The following is a 16,538-nucleotide window of genomic DNA, read 5'->3' on the forward strand; positions in this document are numbered from 1 at the left end:
GCTATCGCAATAGCAGTATTTTTTATATTTCAATTTAATTGCTCTATCAAGCTCTCTATTAACTCTATATCCCCAAACTATCGCTCATACTCAAAAGCCCTGAAGATTCTTTTCTGAAATTAAACGTATTGTCTACCCTCCGGTCTTGATGCCGAAAGAATAAGGACTAAAGCTGTAATGATATGCATAATCATTCCAACAATCGGAATCCAGCCGAAGATTGATGTGATAATTCCAAATACGCTACCAAATCCAGATCCATTATCCTTTTTCGCAAGGATTAAGGTAATAATATGGAGAATCAGCATGACAAATAGTGGTGTCCATGCATTTGAAAGAATGTACAAGCCTCCAAGTATAGGAATTCCTAATAGTGCTTCAAATATTCCAGTAATCCATTTAAAAATACGTGATATCGACATATGGATTACCACCTCCTTATCATACAATCAGTTTATAATATAAAAAGCTCTTACTATATTTCCCGTTTTTATAAAATTGACACATCATCGCTGTGCATCAGAATCTAATCGTGTACCGATTATAAATAACTTCATTTTTATATACGTTTTAACACAGCAAACGTTTCACTTTTTATCGCTTCTAGCTTTACTCATTCTATAAGCAGCCATGGTACATTTCTCGTTAATACATGTCACTTCCAAAACCAAACAAAATTCGCCTATTGTAATGTACGATAACTTGACTCGTTCGTTTATACTGTGCATCAATTGAATTTTCTGAGGCATTTACATAAATTCCTGTATCATCAAAAAATCCAATATAGGTCCTATCAGCCCGTTGTTCATAAAATTTAACCTGATGGAAAGCTATCCAGACACAATCTTTATTTTTAGTCGATGATGTTGGAAACATAAATACGCCTCGTGTTGGAGAAATGGGGACTGGTAATTTGGAGGTTGTGGACAGGATTTTCCTTACTGCTTGTTTTCTCCCTTTTAAATCGGCACCATAAAGAAGACAACTATTGTCAATGATCTGCTCTGGACTTTTAATGGAAAACTTATCTTCGTTGCCTTCTAATACTTTCGATCGGTAATATGAAGATGCAGTACGCATAATTGCTTTTGTGTCAGAAGATATAATATATAGCCTTTCCATCCTTCCACCGCCTATTTTTAACTTATTTACCATAATATAACTATATAGTATGGACTAAGGCTATTTTACTAGAAATATCAAAAGATTTCACTAAAAACGAAACGCTTTCACCATAATTAAAATTACTTGCGTCCTCTGTTTTTGTTTTTAATCTTAATTGAAAGGGTATTGTTAAGTATAAAGTGAAAGAAGGAGGCAAATAAATGACCAACAACAAAAAGAAACAAAAAATACAACTTGATGATCGTGAAACAGAAAAAGGCTCGCAATTGCAATCGAATGATATGAAAGAAGCGCAAGGGAATGAAAAGAAAGAAGATAATAAAGAAAAATAAAAAATTCGCCAATGCTGAACAACTGTACAACATGTATGATATACTCGCTGTAGCGAACACTTTATTTTATACGTTAAAGCGAGGGATTTTAAATGGATATCGCAGCTATGTCTATGGCAATGAATAATCATCAAGTTCGTACAGATGCAAGCTTAGCAATTATGGATAACATTAAGAATGTTGCTGAACAGCAAGGTTTACAGCTTATGGAAATGTTACAGGATTCCACTCCTCCACATCCAACATTAGGAAACCAGATTGATGTAAAGCTTTAAAGTGAACGACCAGGATTTAAATTTATTACACGCTGTTTCTCAGAAGCATAGAGTCGAACAATTTGCTCAATAAGCCAAAACTGGTCATCAGCTTCAATTGAAATAAACTAAAAAAGCAGAACTCCTTTGTGGTTAGTTCTGCTTTTTAATTGCTTAAGTAACGAGGTTGTTTTGTAATTCAGCTACCCAATTATCACAAAATTCATAAAAGGGGTAAGCAAAATTGGGTTTTCTCAGAACCTAGCTCAAGATTCTTTCTTTATCTATCCTCATCACGTAAATTGTCATTCGGTGCTTCATTCTGATTACCATCTTCCATCATGCCATCCTGTTGATCAGTGTTTTCTTCTTGTGCAGGATCCATTTCATTCATATCTCCCTCTTCATTCAGTGGAGCTTCTTCATTAACAGGATCCTGATCGTCATTCCCCATGCCACATGCTGTGACTAAGGATAACGCTAAAACAGGTGCACCTAATCTGATAAGCAATTTGCTTTTCATCATTAATTCCTCCTTTGAGATGTTCACTATCGCCATTAGCTTAACCATTTTTAAAGAAGACATACGAATTAATGATGAAATTATTGATAAAAATCCCATTTTCATGGTGCAGACGAATCAGTTATGGTTTTACTGTTATATTTTTTTTCAAACAAATGAAAAGGGTGCTCACTTTATTTAATTGCAAAGGTAATTTCTGCTTCACAAGCCAGCTCGCCATCCACGGTGGCGATGCCTTTTCCTTTACCAACTGGGCCTTTCATTCGTAGAATTTCTACGTCCAGTTTTAACTGATCACCTGGTTTTACTTGGCGTTTAAATCGGCATTTATCAACTCCTGCAAGGAAGCCAATCTTGCCTTTGTTTCCTTCAATGTTTAATACTGCAATTGCACCAACCTGTGCTAGCGCCTCGACAATTAAAACCCCTGGCATGACCGGGTAATCCGGGAAATGACCTTGAAAAAATGGCTCATTAATACTCACATTTTTAAGACCAACAACGCGTTTCCCTTCTTCCATTTCAGTTACTTTATCAACCAATAAAAACGGATATCGATGGGGGATAATTTCTTTAATTTGTTCTATGTTCAACATGCTATCTTGCTCCTTTATCACTTATAGGCTTTATATTATTTCATTATAACAGTTGATATGTTTGAAACAAAGCGATAAAAGGTACTTAGAATATATAAGAATTCTTAAATAATCACTTTCAGAAAGGAGAATAAGCTGTGCTTTGGACTATTATTGGCTTGCTTATCATCTTTTGGTTACTTGGATTTTCATTTGAAATAGCAGGCGGACTTGTTCATATACTGCTCGTTATAGCGTTGATTCTTTTAATTTTTAGACTTGTGACAGGCAGGAAAATCACCTAACATGAAACAAAGGCTACCGCAAACCTTTATGCGATAGCCTTTGTTCTTACATATATAGGTACTAGTTAATTATTCTGCCTTTGTAACGATATCAATGATATGCTGCCACGTTTCTTTTTTTAGTGCATCCGTGGGAACACCATCACCAATAATTCCATAGCCAATCATCAATCCAGCAACTAATGCAGCAGCAGCAAGAATTAAAACAATGATAATCCGTAGCCAAATTGGAAAAATACGACGACGCGGTCTTCTATTCTCCAATCTTTCTGCCTTTTGTTTTAGCTTTTGCTGTTTTCTAGACTGTTTATCTGAAGCTGAACTAGCCTTAGGAGACTCTTTCGGTGCTTTCGTCTTCTTGGTTGCATGGTTTTCTTCTTTCAGAGCTCTTCTAGACGTTTTTTCAGATTGATTTGTTGACATAGTTTGTTGCTCCTTATTCCCCTACATAACTAAACGCTTTTTCTTATTTAAAGTGTAACATAATCAGGTATGATCACCTAATAAAGTGAAACTTCAATCAGTGGGAGGTTCCTTTCTTTCTCCACTGATTGTTAGTTGAACAGAATCAGAAATTTATGAGCTGTTCCCCACATTCAAATCTTATTTTTCTCATTTGGGTATTACAGCCCTTTAATGCGTGGTAAAAGGGTTAATCTTATTTTAGGATCTTAGCTGATTAACGAGTCCCATCATCTGGTCACCCATTGAAATAGTTCTAGCATTAAATTGGTAGGAACGCTGTGTCGTCATCAAATCGGTAATTTGCTTCGATAAATCCACATTTGACTGCTCCAGTGCGCCACCTTGTATCATATCTTCATTTGCACCTGTTTCCACGATTATTTCATCCATCTCAAATCCGAGATTATCAAGATCAGGAAGACGAAACATGTTCTCGCCTACTGCTTCGAGTACACTTGGTCGAACCGCTTCTACAACTGCTAACTGTGCTTCAACGGCATTTTGCCCGCCTCTTGTTACTACAATTTGACCGTTCTCCCGAATTGCAATGGAATCAAATCCTTCTGCAAGAACAATAGGACCATCTTGACCAATTACTGGATGACCGTCACCGGTCGTTAACATGACTGCCTGATTGTTGTTTACCGGGCTGAGAAAGAAAGAACCATCTCGGGTATAATAAGTCTCATTCTGACCATTCTGATCCATTTGGATTTCAAACAAGTAGTTTTCTCGTTTTAATGCAGCATCAAGAGCTCTTCCTGTTTCTAAAATGGAACCCAGCGCTAAATTGTTACTCACTGTACCAATTCTAGCTCCAGAACCAATCCGTATACCATCTGGAGTTAGACGACCTTCAGCATTGGCTGCTGCAGATAAATTATTGATTTGATTAAAAAGCAGTGAAGAAAATTCAGCTTGGCGACTTTTGTAACCTGTTGTTTGACTATTTGCCATATTATTACCGATAATATCTAGTTTTTGCTGCAGCTGGTTCATCGTTACAGCTGCTTGATTCATTATTTGAGACATGTTAATACCTCCTTAACCCCTACCCAATTCGACCGATTTCGGAAACTGCTTTTCCCATACTTTCATCATAAGCTCTTAGTACACGCTGATTCGTTTCGAACATCCGGTAAGCATTCATCATATCTGTCATGGTTTGCAGTGTATCTACATTTGATTGCTCAAGAAAACCTTGATGAATTGAAAAAGTTGCTCCTTCTGGAATCTGTTCTGCATCACCAGTGAAAAGATCATTTCCTTCCTTCGCCATTCCGTTGACATCTGCGGTGTATGAAATACCAAGCTGTACTGCTTGCTCAGGTGTTTGTAAGACGCCTTCTGATGAAACCTCAAATTCCATTCCATTCGTTTCAATTGGATTACCAGCATTGTCAAGTACGTAGTATCCTTGATTCGTTACAAGTAAACCCTCGCCATCAACGGTAAAATTTCCATTGCGCGTATAGCGAACTTCTCCAGCCTCGTTTTGCACCGTAAAAAACAAGGAACCCGTATCATCGGGCATCGTTCCATCTACAAGCGCGATGTCGGTAGCTATACCAGTCTCTCTAATATCACCTTGGACAAAATTGGGGATTGTTTCTTGTACATAAACACCAGTGTTAATTGAACCAATCGGTTTCTGAATAGGAAATTGCAATCCTCCCTGTGTCGTAGAAAGACGTTCCTGCGATCCCATTTCCTTTAGCAATAACTCAGGAAAGGCACGTAAGGTTGTCTGATCTGCTTTATAACCTGGTGTATTCGCATTTGCAATATTATTCGCTAAAGCTTCCTGTTGCCTTTGCTGTGATATCATTCCACTTGCTGCTGTATAAAAGCCTCGTAACATGTTTCATTCCTCCTCCACAGGGCACTGCTTTTCCATTTGAGTAAATTACAAGAGGGTGTTCAAAAAGTCCGTAAAAATGACATACCAAATTTCTAGTTCCATTTTGAACTCGCACGTGTAAGATATGTACTAAGAGATAATAATCCTTTTCTTTATATCAAATTAACCAATTTTGCTGCGTTCTATTTTATCGATATTCTCAAGCATGATTCCCGTTCCTTTGGCAACACAATCCATCGGGTCTTCAGCAATAAATACAGGGACCTTCAATTCTTCCGCTAAGAGCTGATCGATACCATGTAATAATGCTCCACCACCGGTTAGAATAACTCCACGATCAATAATATCTGCAGATAATTCAGGAGGAGTACGTTCAAGCACCGTTTTCGCTGCTTGTACAATAAGGGATACAGACTCACTTAGTGCCTCCTGGATTTCTGCTGAACCTACTGTAATCGTACGTGGTAATCCAGTCACCATATCACGGCCCCTGATTTCCATTTCTTCATCACGTGACCCTTTAAAGACGGTAGCAACATTAATCTTAATATCCTCTGCCGTACGCTCACCAATTAAAAGCTTATATTTCTTTTTAATGTACTGAAGAATATCAATATCAAACTTATCACCGGCCATTTTGATGGATTCCGATGTTACAATTCCACCCATGGAAAGAACAGCTACATCTGTCGTTCCACCACCAATGTCTACAACCATATTACCGCTCGGTTGAAAGATTTCCATTCCAGCGCCAATCGCTGCTACTTTCGGCTCTTCTTCCAAATAGACTTTTTTCCCGCCAGACTTCTCAGCCGCTTCCTTAATCGCCTTTTGCTCCACTTTTGTAATGTTCGTCGGGCAGCAAATAAGCATTCTTGGCTTCGAAAGCAATCCTTTCACATTAATTTTATTTATAAAATGCTTTAACATAGCTTCTGTTACATCAAAGTCAGCAATAACTCCATCTTTCAATGGACGAGTGGCTTCAATATTTCCTGGTGTACGTCCAACCATACGTCGTGCTTCTTCACCAACTTCTAATACTTTTCCAGTATTTCGGTCCATTGCTACAACAGATGGTTCATTTAATACAATTCCTTTTCCTTTTACATGAATCAAAACATTGGCAGTTCCAAGGTCGATTCCAATATCTCTAGAAAACATGAATCTAGATCCTCCTAGCGTTACTATCTTGCATGGTCATTTTGACACAATGCTACTAGTATAATATTTTACCACAAATTTCAACAATTAACTGCTCTTTGTGAAATTTTTTTGTGTATAAAAATAGGCAAGTTTGTAGAAGGATGCAGAAAAAGCTGTAAGTGCATGTCATGGTTGATTTTTCCACTGTTTAGAGAAGGGATAGGAGGTGTAAATAGAGAGCAAATAATAGAAGATCCCGGATGGATTATCCGGGCGTATACTAGTTAAAACAAATTTATTGATGTCGTGTTTTACAAAAGTGCATCAAATTTCCTACACTCATTCAACCAGCTGGTTTTTCCTCTGGCACTTTTTTCCCATCAATTTTATACTTTTGCCTTGTCGCTTCTCCCCCCCGTAAATGTCGAATTGCTTTATGATATTCTAGAATTTCCTTTACTTGATTTGCCAGCTCTGGATTTATCTCCGGCAATCGTTCTGTTAAATCTTTATGAACTGTGCTTTTGGAAACACCAAATTCCTTTGCAATCGTTCGGACTGTTTTTCTTGTCTCCACGACATGCCTTCCTATCCTGATCGTTCTCTCTTTGATGTAATCATGCACACCGTTCGCCTCCCTAAGTTGATTACTTCCGAGGTGTAGGTACTGAGACATGGCGTTACAACGAGATATCGATATTAATGAAAAGATAACACTAAGTAGAATATGGAGTATGTACCAACAATTTTATGAATAAACAACGGTTATCAGATAATATTCCATGAGGAGCGTGTAGTAAAAGGAAGATTTCTAAATCACACAAGCTCTCACCTCAGACAGTTCGTTTGCATGGTTTGTAACATCTTATTAGCGGAGTTCATGCTTTATGATTAAAATTATTAGGATAAATGAAAGGGACAAGATGTATTTTCGAAAAAATTTTGCTGTTATGCTCTGATGAGGCATATAGAATGGTATCCACTCGAATAAATTTGAGGTTATTCCCTATAAACTGCAATTACTTAGAAGCGTAGTGATAACTGCAACTGCTATGACTATGAACAAAAAAGATACCTCGCTCAAAAGAACAAAGTATCATGCCACTAGTATACTGCACTATAATTTTTTCATCGCATCTAACGGTAGCTTACTGAAAAAATAATCACTACGTTTTCCGATAAAATGATTGTAGGATTTCATCAATAATCCTTTATCCCGCTTTGCTTTTCCTAAATAATAAAGCTGAAACGGTGTTTTGCTTGGTATTTCACTTAAAATATCGATTGCTTTTTCATTGTTGCCTTTTGCTAATTCGATATGGGCTTGTTCTCCTTTATCTGCTGTACGAATGTTCTCTACCATCTTGTAATGTGCAGATAGAAACGGAATATTATAATTTTCGAGTATATTAATCATATAATATAAATTATTATCCTCGGAAATTTTTAGTGCTTGATCCAAATGATATATTCCACTTTCATACGCGTCATGCGTATAGGATAATCCTAAATACGTATGTACATGTGCGTGAAGTTGTGGACTATCAAGCATATTTAATGCACGATAGGCGTATTTCCTAGCCATGATTAATTCATTTCGCATAATATGGTACACTACATTGATTTTGTATAATCTTATTTTAAAAAAGACAACTAGCAGCCTTTCCTCAATTTCTGAAAAGTATTGTTGATGTGTAACCATTAAATTCCCGATTTTATCAAATTGATTGAGATGCTGGTATGCTTTTTCTTGAATCAATTCAATTAAAAATAATAACTCCGGCTCTTTGGTAGAATAGCGACCCCTAAAGTATGCCAATTGATCTAGCGTTTCTATCGGACTAATCTTAAAGCAACGCTGATCAACCATAATACGATAAATCCCACCCCATAGTCGATTTGACGGGTTGTCCGACTCTAGGTTTTTTTGGATTAATAATTCAAGCTCTTGTATAAATCCGTATATATACAAATATTCCATGCCTTTTTTTTGGATATTCTGTGATTTTGAATGCAAACAAATATTTTTCATCGATTCTTTTGCTGACGCTGCATCCTTTTCCAAGTTTAATATATTCATCATTTCTGTTATTGTAAGCTCCGAATACGGAGTCATAAACTTTGCAATAACCAACCTTATTCCTCCTTTTCCTAAAACAGGAAAACGTTTATTAGTTTTTTGCCCAAAAAAATTATTTCTAAAAACAATAATATTTTATCACAATTTATTGTATTGAAAATATAATATCGTTCGACAATTTACGCATAAATATACAGCTTTTAAATAATCGATTTTCATCTTTAAAGAAAAAAATACTCCAGAAACGTTTTTCCGGAGTATTTTCGTCTTATTCATTTTCAGTTTCTAATTGTTCATCTGTTCCTTCTTCAGAGTCATCAGCTTCATCACTTGGAGTATCTTCAGGATTCTCTTCTACTTCCCCATCCGTATCTGTTACTTGATCCGATTCATCTGCTTGCTCTTCTTCATTCACAGTAGAATCTTCTTCTTCTACTGTAGCATCTTCTTCATTTACTGCAGCGTCTTCTTTAGCTTCCTCTGTAATACTTTCAAGGCTGCTTACAGGCTGATTGAAAAAGCTTTCTGGATTCACTTCTTTTCCATCTTTTCTGATTTCAAAGTGGACGTGCGTTCCGTTATCTTTACCAAAAATATTTTTACCAGCAGTACCAAGTTTTTCACCTTGTTTTACTTCTGCACCAGCAGAAACACTAACCTCTTCTAAACTGGCATAATACGTTTTTACATCCTCGCCATGTAATAGAATAACAACGTTCCCTAAGAGTGGATCCTCTTTTACTTCCTCAACAGTACCAGATAAAGCTGCTACAACATCAAATGTTTCTGCATCAGCTGATGTGATATCAACTCCCGTACTTTGATAGAACCTGTTATTGTAGAGCACCAGAGCATTCTCTCGATCTTCTTGTTCTGCGCTGTAATCAAAAAATTTAGTTACGATTTCTGCTTGATCTGAGTTTTCTAATGGCATTTGAATCAGTTCCTGCTGCTCAATTACCGGCTCTGCACCCTCCTCATTTGGGATTGGGCTGTATTCCTCACCTAGGTTCTCGGTTTCTGTCGTATCTGTGATTTGATTATCTAAATTCTGATACCACACAACCACCGACAATAAAACAGCTGCAATCGTCAAGTATAAAGCTGGGAAAAACCACTTCTTGCGATAAATGCGACTCCATTTATTTTTTGGACCGCCTTTAAATTCTTCACTCATAATTTATCACCTCAGCAACCATTGTGAGCAGAAAAGTAAGAATATATACATCACTCCCAAAAAAATTTATAGATTTTATGGATTTTTTTTTAGAATTGAGGAAAGGTAAGAAATTACTCGGGTAAATGTGAGTTCGGTACAGAGGTTATGCGAGACCGGTGAAAGAGGGAGTATGATCATTCGGTAACTCATAAGAGGGATGAGTTACCCAAAAGTGTATATGCATGCTCATTCGGTAACTCATAAGAAGGATGAGTGACCCAAAAGTGTATATGCATGCTCATTCGGTAACTCATAGGAGGGATGAGTTACCCAATAATGTAAATGCATGCTCATTCGGTAACTCATCAGAGGGATGAGTTACCCAAAAGTGTAAATGCATGCTCATTCGGTAACTCATAAGAAGGATGAGCGACCCAAAAGTGTAAATGCATGCTCATTCGGTAACTCATAAGAGGGATGAGTTACCCAAAAGTGTAAATGCATGATCATTCGGTAACTCATAAGAAGGATGAGTTACCCAATAATGTAAATGCATGCTCATTCGGTAACTCATAGGAGGGATGAGTTACCCAATAATGTAAATGCATGCTCATTCGGTAACTCATAGGAGGGATGAGTTACCCAAAAGTGTAAATGCATGCTCATTCGGTAACTCATAAGAAGGATGAGCGACCCAAAAGTGTAAATGCATGTTCATTCGGTAACTCATAAGAAGGATGAGTTACCCAATAATGTAAATGCATGCTCATTCGGTAACTCATAGGAGGGATGAGTTACCCAATAATGTAAATGCATGCTCATTCGGTAACTCATAAGAAGGATGAGCGACCCAAAAGTGTAAATGCATGCTCATTCGATTGTAAGAATATCTGAACCCCAGTATATGTTCAACTGATCAAGGTGAACGCTCATAGAATTTTTTAGATACAGAATCAAACATTTCATTTACCTCACAATAAAAACCCTCGTCTATTTCGAGACGAGGGTTGGTGCTGTTTCATTTATTGTACTAATATCAACATCCTGATAATAATGTTGGACGATTTCTTCATAGGTCTTGCCTTCTTTAGCCATTCCATCTGCCCCGTATTGGCTCATTCCAACACCATGACCAAAGCCTTCTGTTGTAAAAATAAGATGACCGTTGTTTTGCGTTACCGTAAAGTCACTCGATTTAAGGTCAAGTCCTTCTCTAACTTCCCTGCCTGTAAACTTATTATCTTCAATTACAATGTTACTGACCCGCCCACTTTCCGTTCGTTCCATTTCGATATATAAAGGAGCCCCCTCTGGAAGGTCAATTGCAAGTGCTTCTTCCACTTGTGCAATTGTATATGTTTCTCGACCAAGGTATTCTGGTGAATCAAGGTCCCACGGACTCTCAACGCTTCTTAAGTAGGAAACCTCATTTTCCCAATATTCCTCAGAGTTTTCTGTATACCCATTGCTCGTAGAAAAAAAAGCTGCATTGATTGGTGCATCATTATAAGTTAAAATCTGGCCCTCTGTTTCCTGAACCGCTCGTTTTATTTTGTTCATATTATCAGCGTATTTTTTACCCCATAATTGCTTCAGCTCTTGCTCATTTTTAAAAACTTGATGATTCACCGTATCGGTTACGTCATAGTTACCTTCTGCATTACCATGTAATAGATGATTAACTGTAAATGTTCGGGCAGCGAGAGCCTGTGCTTTTAATGCCTCTAATTCAAATGTAGCTGGCATCTCTGAAGCAACAACTCCAGCTACATAATCTTCCAGTGGCAGATCCTCCACTGTATCTTTCGCCTGTCGCATTACTGCTACAGAAATTGGTGATTGATCTAATTCCACCGTTGCTTCTGTTTCTTTCTCCTGTGTCGCAATAGATTCCTGCTTTCCGTCACCAAACATCGCTACGATAACCGCAGGGATAACAAGTATGAATAACAATAGCCCGGATAATACAATCGCAGTAGGGATCTTCCATGTCGATTGGTTCCGATTATCGAAATACCGTGTTTTTCGATTTTTTAAAGGAATAATTTTTTTGAGTGGTGCTGGTTGTGTTTTCGTATACTCCAATTTCCGTTGCTGTTTTTTCATTATTTGCTTTTCCAAGGACGATTTCTTTTTTTTCAAGGATTTTGTTACAGAATTGGAATAATATGTGTGTTTTCTTTTGTTCACAGCTCTCCCCCTTTGCAATTATTAAAGTAGAGTTCTATTCTAGTTGCTCTACTAGTGCTTGTTCTAAAAGGAAAATAAAAGTAATTCCCCTTTTTCTGAGCAGCCTCTACTAATAAATCTATACACTGCAAAGCTAAAATAGACCTTTAATTTTATAATGCTGGAGAAAGCTATGAATGGATTAATGAACAGGTAACGTTTCGGGTTTAACTTTAATGGATTTTTTATGATCGATTGTCTCATCATACAAATGACAGGCTACGAAGTGCTCCTGTTCTATCTCCTGCCATACTGGTTTCACTTGTGAGCATACTTCCATTGCCGCTGGACAGCGCGTTCTGAAGACACACCCACTTGGTGGATTGGTCGGGCTCGGTAGCTCGCCTTCTAAAATGATGCGTTCCCGTTTCTCTTCAATATCAGGGTCTGGAATTGGAATAGCTGACAGCAATGCTTGTGTATATGGATGGAGCGGTTTTTCATAGAGCTGATTGCTTTCTGTCAGCTCTACCATATTTCCTAAATACATAACTCCAATGCGGTCTGAAAACTGCTTTACCATCGACAGGTCATGAGCAATAAATAAAAAGGTAAGCCCCTTTTCCAGCTGAAGCTCCTTTAACAAATTGACTACTTGTGCTTGAACAGATACATCTAAAGCGGAAATCGGTTCATCTGCAATAATAAAATCCGGGTTTAGTGCCAAGGCACGTGCAATTCCGATTCGTTGACGTTGTCCCCCACTAAATTCATGTGGATAGCGGTTGGCATGATCCCGATTCAAACCAACCTCTTCTAATAGCTGGTACACTCGCTCCAATTGCGCTTTTTTGTTTTTGTATAGTCCATGAACCTCCATTGGCTCTGAGATCACTTCCCTTACCGTCGACCTTGGATTTAAAGATGCATAAGGATCCTGAAAAATCATCTGCATTCTCCGGTAAAATTGAAATCGCTCTTTTTCAGATAATGCATGGACATTCTCATTATCAAAAATAACGTCTCCAGCTGTTTTATTATATAGACCAAGGATTGTACGGCCAATTGTCGATTTTCCGCAGCCAGATTCCCCAACTAAGCCAAAGGTTTCTCCTTTATTTACATGAAAGCTCACATCATTTACAGCCTGCAGCATTGTACCTTTACCCATGTCAAAATATTTTTTAAGGTTTTTGACTTCCAATATTTTTTCTTTCATGTTAATTGCTCTCCTTCCAGTAACGTCTTGCCGCACATAGTTCTTTTTCATATTTTGTTCCAGCCAGGGTAATGATTTCAATTCCTTTGCCTGTTTGTGGAGAGTGCAGCATCTTACCATGTCCATAATAGATACCGACATGATGCAGTCTTCCCTTTCCTTCTTCATAAGCAAAAAACAGTAAGTCACCAGCCTGTAATTGATTATATTTAACTGGTACACCCGCATTTGCCTGATCTCCGGCATCACGCGCTATTTGATAGCCATTCGCCTTATAAGCGGTATATGCCAGACCTGAGCAATCATAGCCGAAGGAACTCATCCCTCCCCAGAAATAATCAAGTGTTTGGAACGGTTCGACCGCTTTAACAATATCATCACCATTTCCTTTAGCGATTCCATTGTCTGATGGAAAAATATGTAGTGCTTCTGTAGGCAAAACTAAAATCCCGTGTGGCGTTATCACTTTTGTTCGTACATTATCCATTGATTTAACAGGCAGCATTGTCATATAGCTAAGCTTCATTACTTTTGTTCCAGCGTCTGATTCAAGCCAAGCTTTATCTTGTTTTACAGCTGCCATATGCTCAGTAAGCCACTCATTTTTTGATACTTTTTTCAATTGCCTAAATGGTATCCAGCCTGGGTAGCCACGTTCATCTTTATGTGACGGCTGTGAGGGGATAACCACATGAGCCCACTCTTCTTTAACTGCTGTAATTTGTACAGGCTCTCCGTATAAAGCCTGCGTTTGCACACGGTCTTCATTACAAAGCGCAAGGCTATCCTCATAGGACAGTTGATTGATCCATTCGTCGATATCTGTAGGGTTTGATATACCTGTCTCATCGATATCTCTCGCAGATTGCGGTTCTGTCCAGACAGTAGCTACTTGAACAGCAATAACCCACATTTCATCAGAAAATTGTTCAAACGTTTGATTAACCATAAGTAAACTCCTTTCTTTTTGAAGAATGGCACAAGCGAACAATTGTGGGTGGGTATTCCCTGCGTGGTTGCTCGGCCCTTTTCTCATGCTTCGTTCTCTCTGTCACGAGACGAGGTCACGTTTCTTCCATTTATAATAGCTATCACCATAGTGGATGTTTATCTGCACGCGATATTACACGTTTTCTACAAGAAATTTTTCATCAATCGCTTGGATCCCAAGACCTATTGCATTTCCCAATATGATTTGGTTATTTTTATAGCTGATTCCTCCAATTGCAATGTCACTTACTAACATTAGAGGAGCATCTAAGTCATAGCGTGTTACGTTAGGATGGCTTGCCGCGAAATGTGCTGCTGCTGTAATACCAACTTTTGTTTCAATCATGCTTCCGACCATGCATTCTACTCCATAAGCCTCAGCAAGTGTAGCAATTTTGATGGCTTGATGGATTCCCCCCGACTTCATCAATTTAATATTGATTAAATCTGCTGCCCCCATTTCGAGAACACGTTTTGCGTCATCCACTGAGAATACACTTTCATCCGCCATAATTAACGTATCTGTATTTTCCGTCACATATTTCAATCCTTCTAAATCACGTGCGATAACTGGCTGTTCAATTAAGTCAATTCCTAGCCCGAGTTCCTCCATGTGTCTAATTGCTCGAACAGCTTCTTTTGCTTGCCAGCCTTGGTTTGCATCTAGACGAATTTGGATGCCTGAACCAATTTCATTTCGAATCGTTTGAATTCGCTTAATATCTGTTGCAATTTGATCTTTGCCTACTTTAATTTTTAAAATGGAAAATCCATTTTGACTATATTTTTTTGCATCCCGAGCCATTTCCTCTGGCGTGTTCACGCTCACCGTATAGTCTGTTTCAATCGATTCTTGAACGCCTCCAATAAATTGATAGAGTGGAAGTTTTGCCTGCTTTGCGATACAGTCATAAAGTGCCATATCCATTGCGGCCTTTGCACTCGTATTACGTAACACACTGTTTTCTATTTTCCGAAAAATTATTTCTCGCATTTGAAGGGGGTTGTCGATGAGTAATGGTTTAAAAATAGAATGTATCGCATAATCAATACTTGCTAGACTCTCACCTGTGATAACATGTGTTGGTGGTGCTTCTCCCCAACCGACAATCCCATCTGCACAAGTTACTTTCACAATAATCGTCTCAGCGACTGTTACGGTGCGTAACGCCGTTTTAAAAGGTGTATGTAATGGAATTGCTCCTCGGTATGTTTCGATTGATTTTATTTGCAATTCGCTCGCCTCCACTTCGTTCTGTTAATCGAAGCTTATTTCACTCCTGGTTCGATTCGTAACCGTTTTTCGATTGTTGAAAGTTTAGCCCATACTCCTAGTGGTACAGAAAAATGAGGGAAACAGTGTCCAATCTTAAATCCACTCATTACAGGTCCATGAAAATCTGAAAAATAATCTGTAAATACTTCATCCAGTGTCAGGGACGAGTTAACCTTCGAATTCACCTCCGAAAAATCTCCGAGCACTATACCATGCGCACCACAAAGCTTGCCAGCTAGCCTTAATTGATTCAGCATCCCATCAATACGATATGGCTCTTCGCCAATATCCTCTAATAGCAAAAGCTTGCCTGTTGTCTCCACTTCATACGGGGTACCAAGTGTACTGACGAGTAAAGACAGATTTCCTCCGACCAGCTGCCCAACCGTTTCTCCGGCTGTATAAACCTTAAGCGGCGAAATAACCTCTGAATAATCTAATTGTGTTGGGGTAAATAATTGCCTGAACAGCTGTGCTGAAAATTGATCAAAATCGCTTTTTCCAATATCCGATGCAAGCATTGGACCATGAAAAGTGATGAGCCCTGTTTGTTGATGAATCGCTGTATGTAAATACGTAATATCGCTATACCCCCAGATTATTTTGGGGTTTTGCCTAATCAATTCATAATCAATGCAATCTGCTAGCCTACCAGTTCCGTAGCCACCGCGCGCAAAAATAATTGCCTTTACTTCCGGATCTATAATCATGTCGTGCAAATCGCTAAGTCGTTCTTCATCTGTTCCAGCTAAAAACCCTCGTGTTTGCTTAATATTTCTTCCTAGCTTTACACGAAGACCCATCTCGTTAAAAAATGCAATTGCTCGTTGTAACTTTTCCTGATCTGGAGGTCCTGCAGGTGCAGTAACACCAATTGTATCGCCCTTTTGGAGCCGTATTGGATGAATCATTGAATCCCACCTTTCATTATGTATACGTACTATTTGAAACGAAACATACTATATACTTATATGAAAATGGGAGAGACCCACATACAATGTAAGTGAGTCACCTTCCCCGCATCTAGATTCAGCGCTAAAGCTGCAGTGAGAATTATCT

General features: G+C 38.3%; 19 protein-coding genes. 3 read left to right on the forward strand and 16 right to left on the reverse strand.

All coding sequences use genetic code 11. The annotated features are described in order from the left end of the window. Positions 1 to 119: 119 nt before the first annotated feature. Complete coding sequence (locus NST46_RS03565) at positions 120 to 422, reverse strand: hypothetical protein (protein WP_095307867.1); 303 nt, start codon at positions 420 to 422, stop codon at positions 120 to 122. 223 nt (positions 423 to 645) lie between these two features. Then, entirely contained in the window at positions 646 to 1,122 is a 477-nt protein-coding gene (locus tag NST46_RS03570; protein ID WP_095307866.1) for a competence protein ComK, read from the reverse strand. 203 nt (positions 1,123 to 1,325) lie between these two features. Between NST46_RS03570 and NST46_RS03575 the strand changes: the two genes are divergently transcribed. Then, positions 1,326 to 1,457: a hypothetical protein gene (locus NST46_RS03575; RefSeq protein ID WP_262366375.1), complete on the forward strand. Its 132-nt coding sequence runs from the start codon at positions 1,326 to 1,328 to the stop codon at positions 1,455 to 1,457. 92 nt (positions 1,458 to 1,549) lie between these two features. Next, positions 1,550 to 1,732 (forward strand): YjfB family protein, encoded by a 183-nt coding sequence (locus NST46_RS03580; RefSeq protein ID WP_095307865.1) that lies wholly within the window; start codon positions 1,550 to 1,552, stop codon positions 1,730 to 1,732. Positions 1,733 to 1,991: 259 nt separating this feature from the next. On the opposite strand, the gene NST46_RS03585 is transcribed toward NST46_RS03580, so the two are convergent. Continuing rightward, entirely contained in the window at positions 1,992 to 2,234 is a 243-nt protein-coding gene (locus NST46_RS03585; RefSeq protein WP_095307864.1) for a hypothetical protein, read from the reverse strand. Positions 2,235 to 2,407: 173 nt separating this feature from the next. Beyond that, the gene (gene fabZ / locus NST46_RS03590) at positions 2,408 to 2,830 is read right to left on the reverse strand and encodes a 3-hydroxyacyl-ACP dehydratase FabZ (RefSeq protein ID WP_095307863.1); all 423 of its coding nucleotides are present in this window, start codon (positions 2,828 to 2,830) and stop codon (positions 2,408 to 2,410) included. 137 nt (positions 2,831 to 2,967) lie between these two features. Here fabZ and NST46_RS03595 point away from each other — a divergent pair, with 137 nt between their 5' ends. Continuing rightward, positions 2,968 to 3,114: a lmo0937 family membrane protein gene (locus tag NST46_RS03595; protein WP_118888516.1), complete on the forward strand. Its 147-nt coding sequence runs from the start codon at positions 2,968 to 2,970 to the stop codon at positions 3,112 to 3,114. Positions 3,115 to 3,183: 69 nt separating this feature from the next. Here NST46_RS03595 and NST46_RS03600 read toward each other — a convergent pair whose 3' ends face one another. The 12 genes from NST46_RS03600 to NST46_RS03655 all read right to left on the reverse strand — a co-directional run bounded on the left by NST46_RS03600 (position 3,184) and on the right by NST46_RS03655 (position 16,390). Beyond that, positions 3,184 to 3,537 carry a DNA-directed RNA polymerase subunit beta gene (locus NST46_RS03600; RefSeq protein ID WP_118888515.1) on the reverse strand — a complete coding sequence of 118 codons (354 nt, stop codon included), beginning with the start codon at positions 3,535 to 3,537 and terminating at the stop codon, positions 3,184 to 3,186. Positions 3,538 to 3,777: 240 nt separating this feature from the next. Next, positions 3,778 to 4,611: a flagellar hook-basal body protein gene (locus NST46_RS03605; protein ID WP_341136793.1), complete on the reverse strand. Its 834-nt coding sequence runs from the start codon at positions 4,609 to 4,611 to the stop codon at positions 3,778 to 3,780. Positions 4,612 to 4,630: 19 nt separating this feature from the next. Next, positions 4,631 to 5,440 (reverse strand): flagellar hook-basal body protein, encoded by an 810-nt coding sequence (locus tag NST46_RS03610; protein ID WP_118888514.1) that lies wholly within the window; start codon positions 5,438 to 5,440, stop codon positions 4,631 to 4,633. 162 nt (positions 5,441 to 5,602) lie between these two features. Further along, complete coding sequence (locus NST46_RS03615) at positions 5,603 to 6,604, reverse strand: rod shape-determining protein (RefSeq protein WP_095307859.1); 1,002 nt, start codon at positions 6,602 to 6,604, stop codon at positions 5,603 to 5,605. A gap of 325 nt (positions 6,605 to 6,929) precedes the next feature. Continuing rightward, complete coding sequence (spoIIID, locus tag NST46_RS03620) at positions 6,930 to 7,211, reverse strand: sporulation transcriptional regulator SpoIIID (RefSeq protein ID WP_095307858.1); 282 nt, start codon at positions 7,209 to 7,211, stop codon at positions 6,930 to 6,932. Between the two features lie 492 nt (positions 7,212 to 7,703). Then, complete coding sequence (locus tag NST46_RS03625; RefSeq protein ID WP_095307857.1) at positions 7,704 to 8,720, reverse strand: AimR family lysis-lysogeny pheromone receptor; 1,017 nt, start codon at positions 8,718 to 8,720, stop codon at positions 7,704 to 7,706. Between the two features lie 214 nt (positions 8,721 to 8,934). After that, positions 8,935 to 9,843 (reverse strand): peptidoglycan DD-metalloendopeptidase family protein, encoded by a 909-nt coding sequence (locus NST46_RS03630; protein WP_341136794.1) that lies wholly within the window; start codon positions 9,841 to 9,843, stop codon positions 8,935 to 8,937. A 972-nt stretch (positions 9,844 to 10,815) separates the two neighbouring features. Next, a complete protein-coding gene (gene spoIID, locus NST46_RS03635; RefSeq protein ID WP_240033702.1) occupies positions 10,816 to 12,015 on the reverse strand; it encodes a stage II sporulation protein D in 1,200 nt (399 codons plus the stop codon). Positions 12,016 to 12,196: 181 nt separating this feature from the next. Then, on the reverse strand, positions 12,197 to 13,213 hold the full coding sequence (locus NST46_RS03640) for an ABC transporter ATP-binding protein (protein WP_095307855.1): 1,017 nt from the start codon (positions 13,211 to 13,213) through the stop codon (positions 12,197 to 12,199). A 1-nt stretch (position 13,214) separates the two neighbouring features. Then, positions 13,215 to 14,162, reverse strand: a complete 948-nt coding sequence (locus NST46_RS03645; protein ID WP_341136795.1) for a C40 family peptidase — start codon at positions 14,160 to 14,162, stop codon at positions 13,215 to 13,217. 174 nt (positions 14,163 to 14,336) lie between these two features. Continuing rightward, positions 14,337 to 15,437, reverse strand: coding sequence for a dipeptide epimerase (locus NST46_RS03650; protein ID WP_251660257.1), 1,101 nt, complete (start codon positions 15,435 to 15,437; stop codon positions 14,337 to 14,339). 35 nt (positions 15,438 to 15,472) lie between these two features. Then, positions 15,473 to 16,390: a S66 peptidase family protein gene (locus NST46_RS03655; protein ID WP_341136796.1), complete on the reverse strand. Its 918-nt coding sequence runs from the start codon at positions 16,388 to 16,390 to the stop codon at positions 15,473 to 15,475. Positions 16,391 to 16,538: the final 148 nt, after the last annotated feature.

Source organism: Oceanobacillus sp. FSL W7-1309, assembly GCF_038002145.1.
GTDB lineage: Bacteria > Bacillota > Bacilli > Bacillales > Amphibacillaceae > Oceanobacillus > Oceanobacillus profundus.

What these genes read in the sequence shown, in the direction of transcription:
- NST46_RS03640 (WP_095307855.1), bottom strand. Translation starts at nt 13,213, where the DNA reads ATGAAAGAAAAAATATTGGAAGTCAAAAACCTTAAAAAATATTTTGAC.
- NST46_RS03600 (WP_118888515.1), bottom strand. Translation starts at nt 3,537, where the DNA reads ATGTCAACAAATCAATCTGAAAAAACGTCTAGAAGAGCTCTGAAAGAA.
- NST46_RS03565 (WP_095307867.1), bottom strand. Translation starts at nt 422, where the DNA reads ATGTCGATATCACGTATTTTTAAATGGATTACTGGAATATTTGAAGCA.
- NST46_RS03655 (WP_341136796.1), bottom strand. Translation starts at nt 16,390, where the DNA reads ATGATTCATCCAATACGGCTCCAAAAGGGCGATACAATTGGTGTTACT.
- NST46_RS03645 (WP_341136795.1), bottom strand. Translation starts at nt 14,162, where the DNA reads ATGGTTAATCAAACGTTTGAACAATTTTCTGATGAAATGTGGGTTATT.
- NST46_RS03585 (WP_095307864.1), bottom strand. Translation starts at nt 2,234, where the DNA reads ATGAAAAGCAAATTGCTTATCAGATTAGGTGCACCTGTTTTAGCGTTA.
- NST46_RS03630 (WP_341136794.1), bottom strand. Translation starts at nt 9,843, where the DNA reads ATGAGTGAAGAATTTAAAGGCGGTCCAAAAAATAAATGGAGTCGCATT.
- NST46_RS03610 (WP_118888514.1), bottom strand. Translation starts at nt 5,440, where the DNA reads ATGTTACGAGGCTTTTATACAGCAGCAAGTGGAATGATATCACAGCAA.
- NST46_RS03570 (WP_095307866.1), bottom strand. Translation starts at nt 1,122, where the DNA reads ATGGAAAGGCTATATATTATATCTTCTGACACAAAAGCAATTATGCGT.
- NST46_RS03615 (WP_095307859.1), bottom strand. Translation starts at nt 6,604, where the DNA reads ATGTTTTCTAGAGATATTGGAATCGACCTTGGAACTGCCAATGTTTTG.
- NST46_RS03580 (WP_095307865.1), top strand. Translation starts at nt 1,550, where the DNA reads ATGGATATCGCAGCTATGTCTATGGCAATGAATAATCATCAAGTTCGT.
- NST46_RS03575 (WP_262366375.1), top strand. Translation starts at nt 1,326, where the DNA reads ATGACCAACAACAAAAAGAAACAAAAAATACAACTTGATGATCGTGAA.
- NST46_RS03605 (WP_341136793.1), bottom strand. Translation starts at nt 4,611, where the DNA reads ATGTCTCAAATAATGAATCAAGCAGCTGTAACGATGAACCAGCTGCAG.
- fabZ (WP_095307863.1), bottom strand. Translation starts at nt 2,830, where the DNA reads ATGTTGAACATAGAACAAATTAAAGAAATTATCCCCCATCGATATCCG.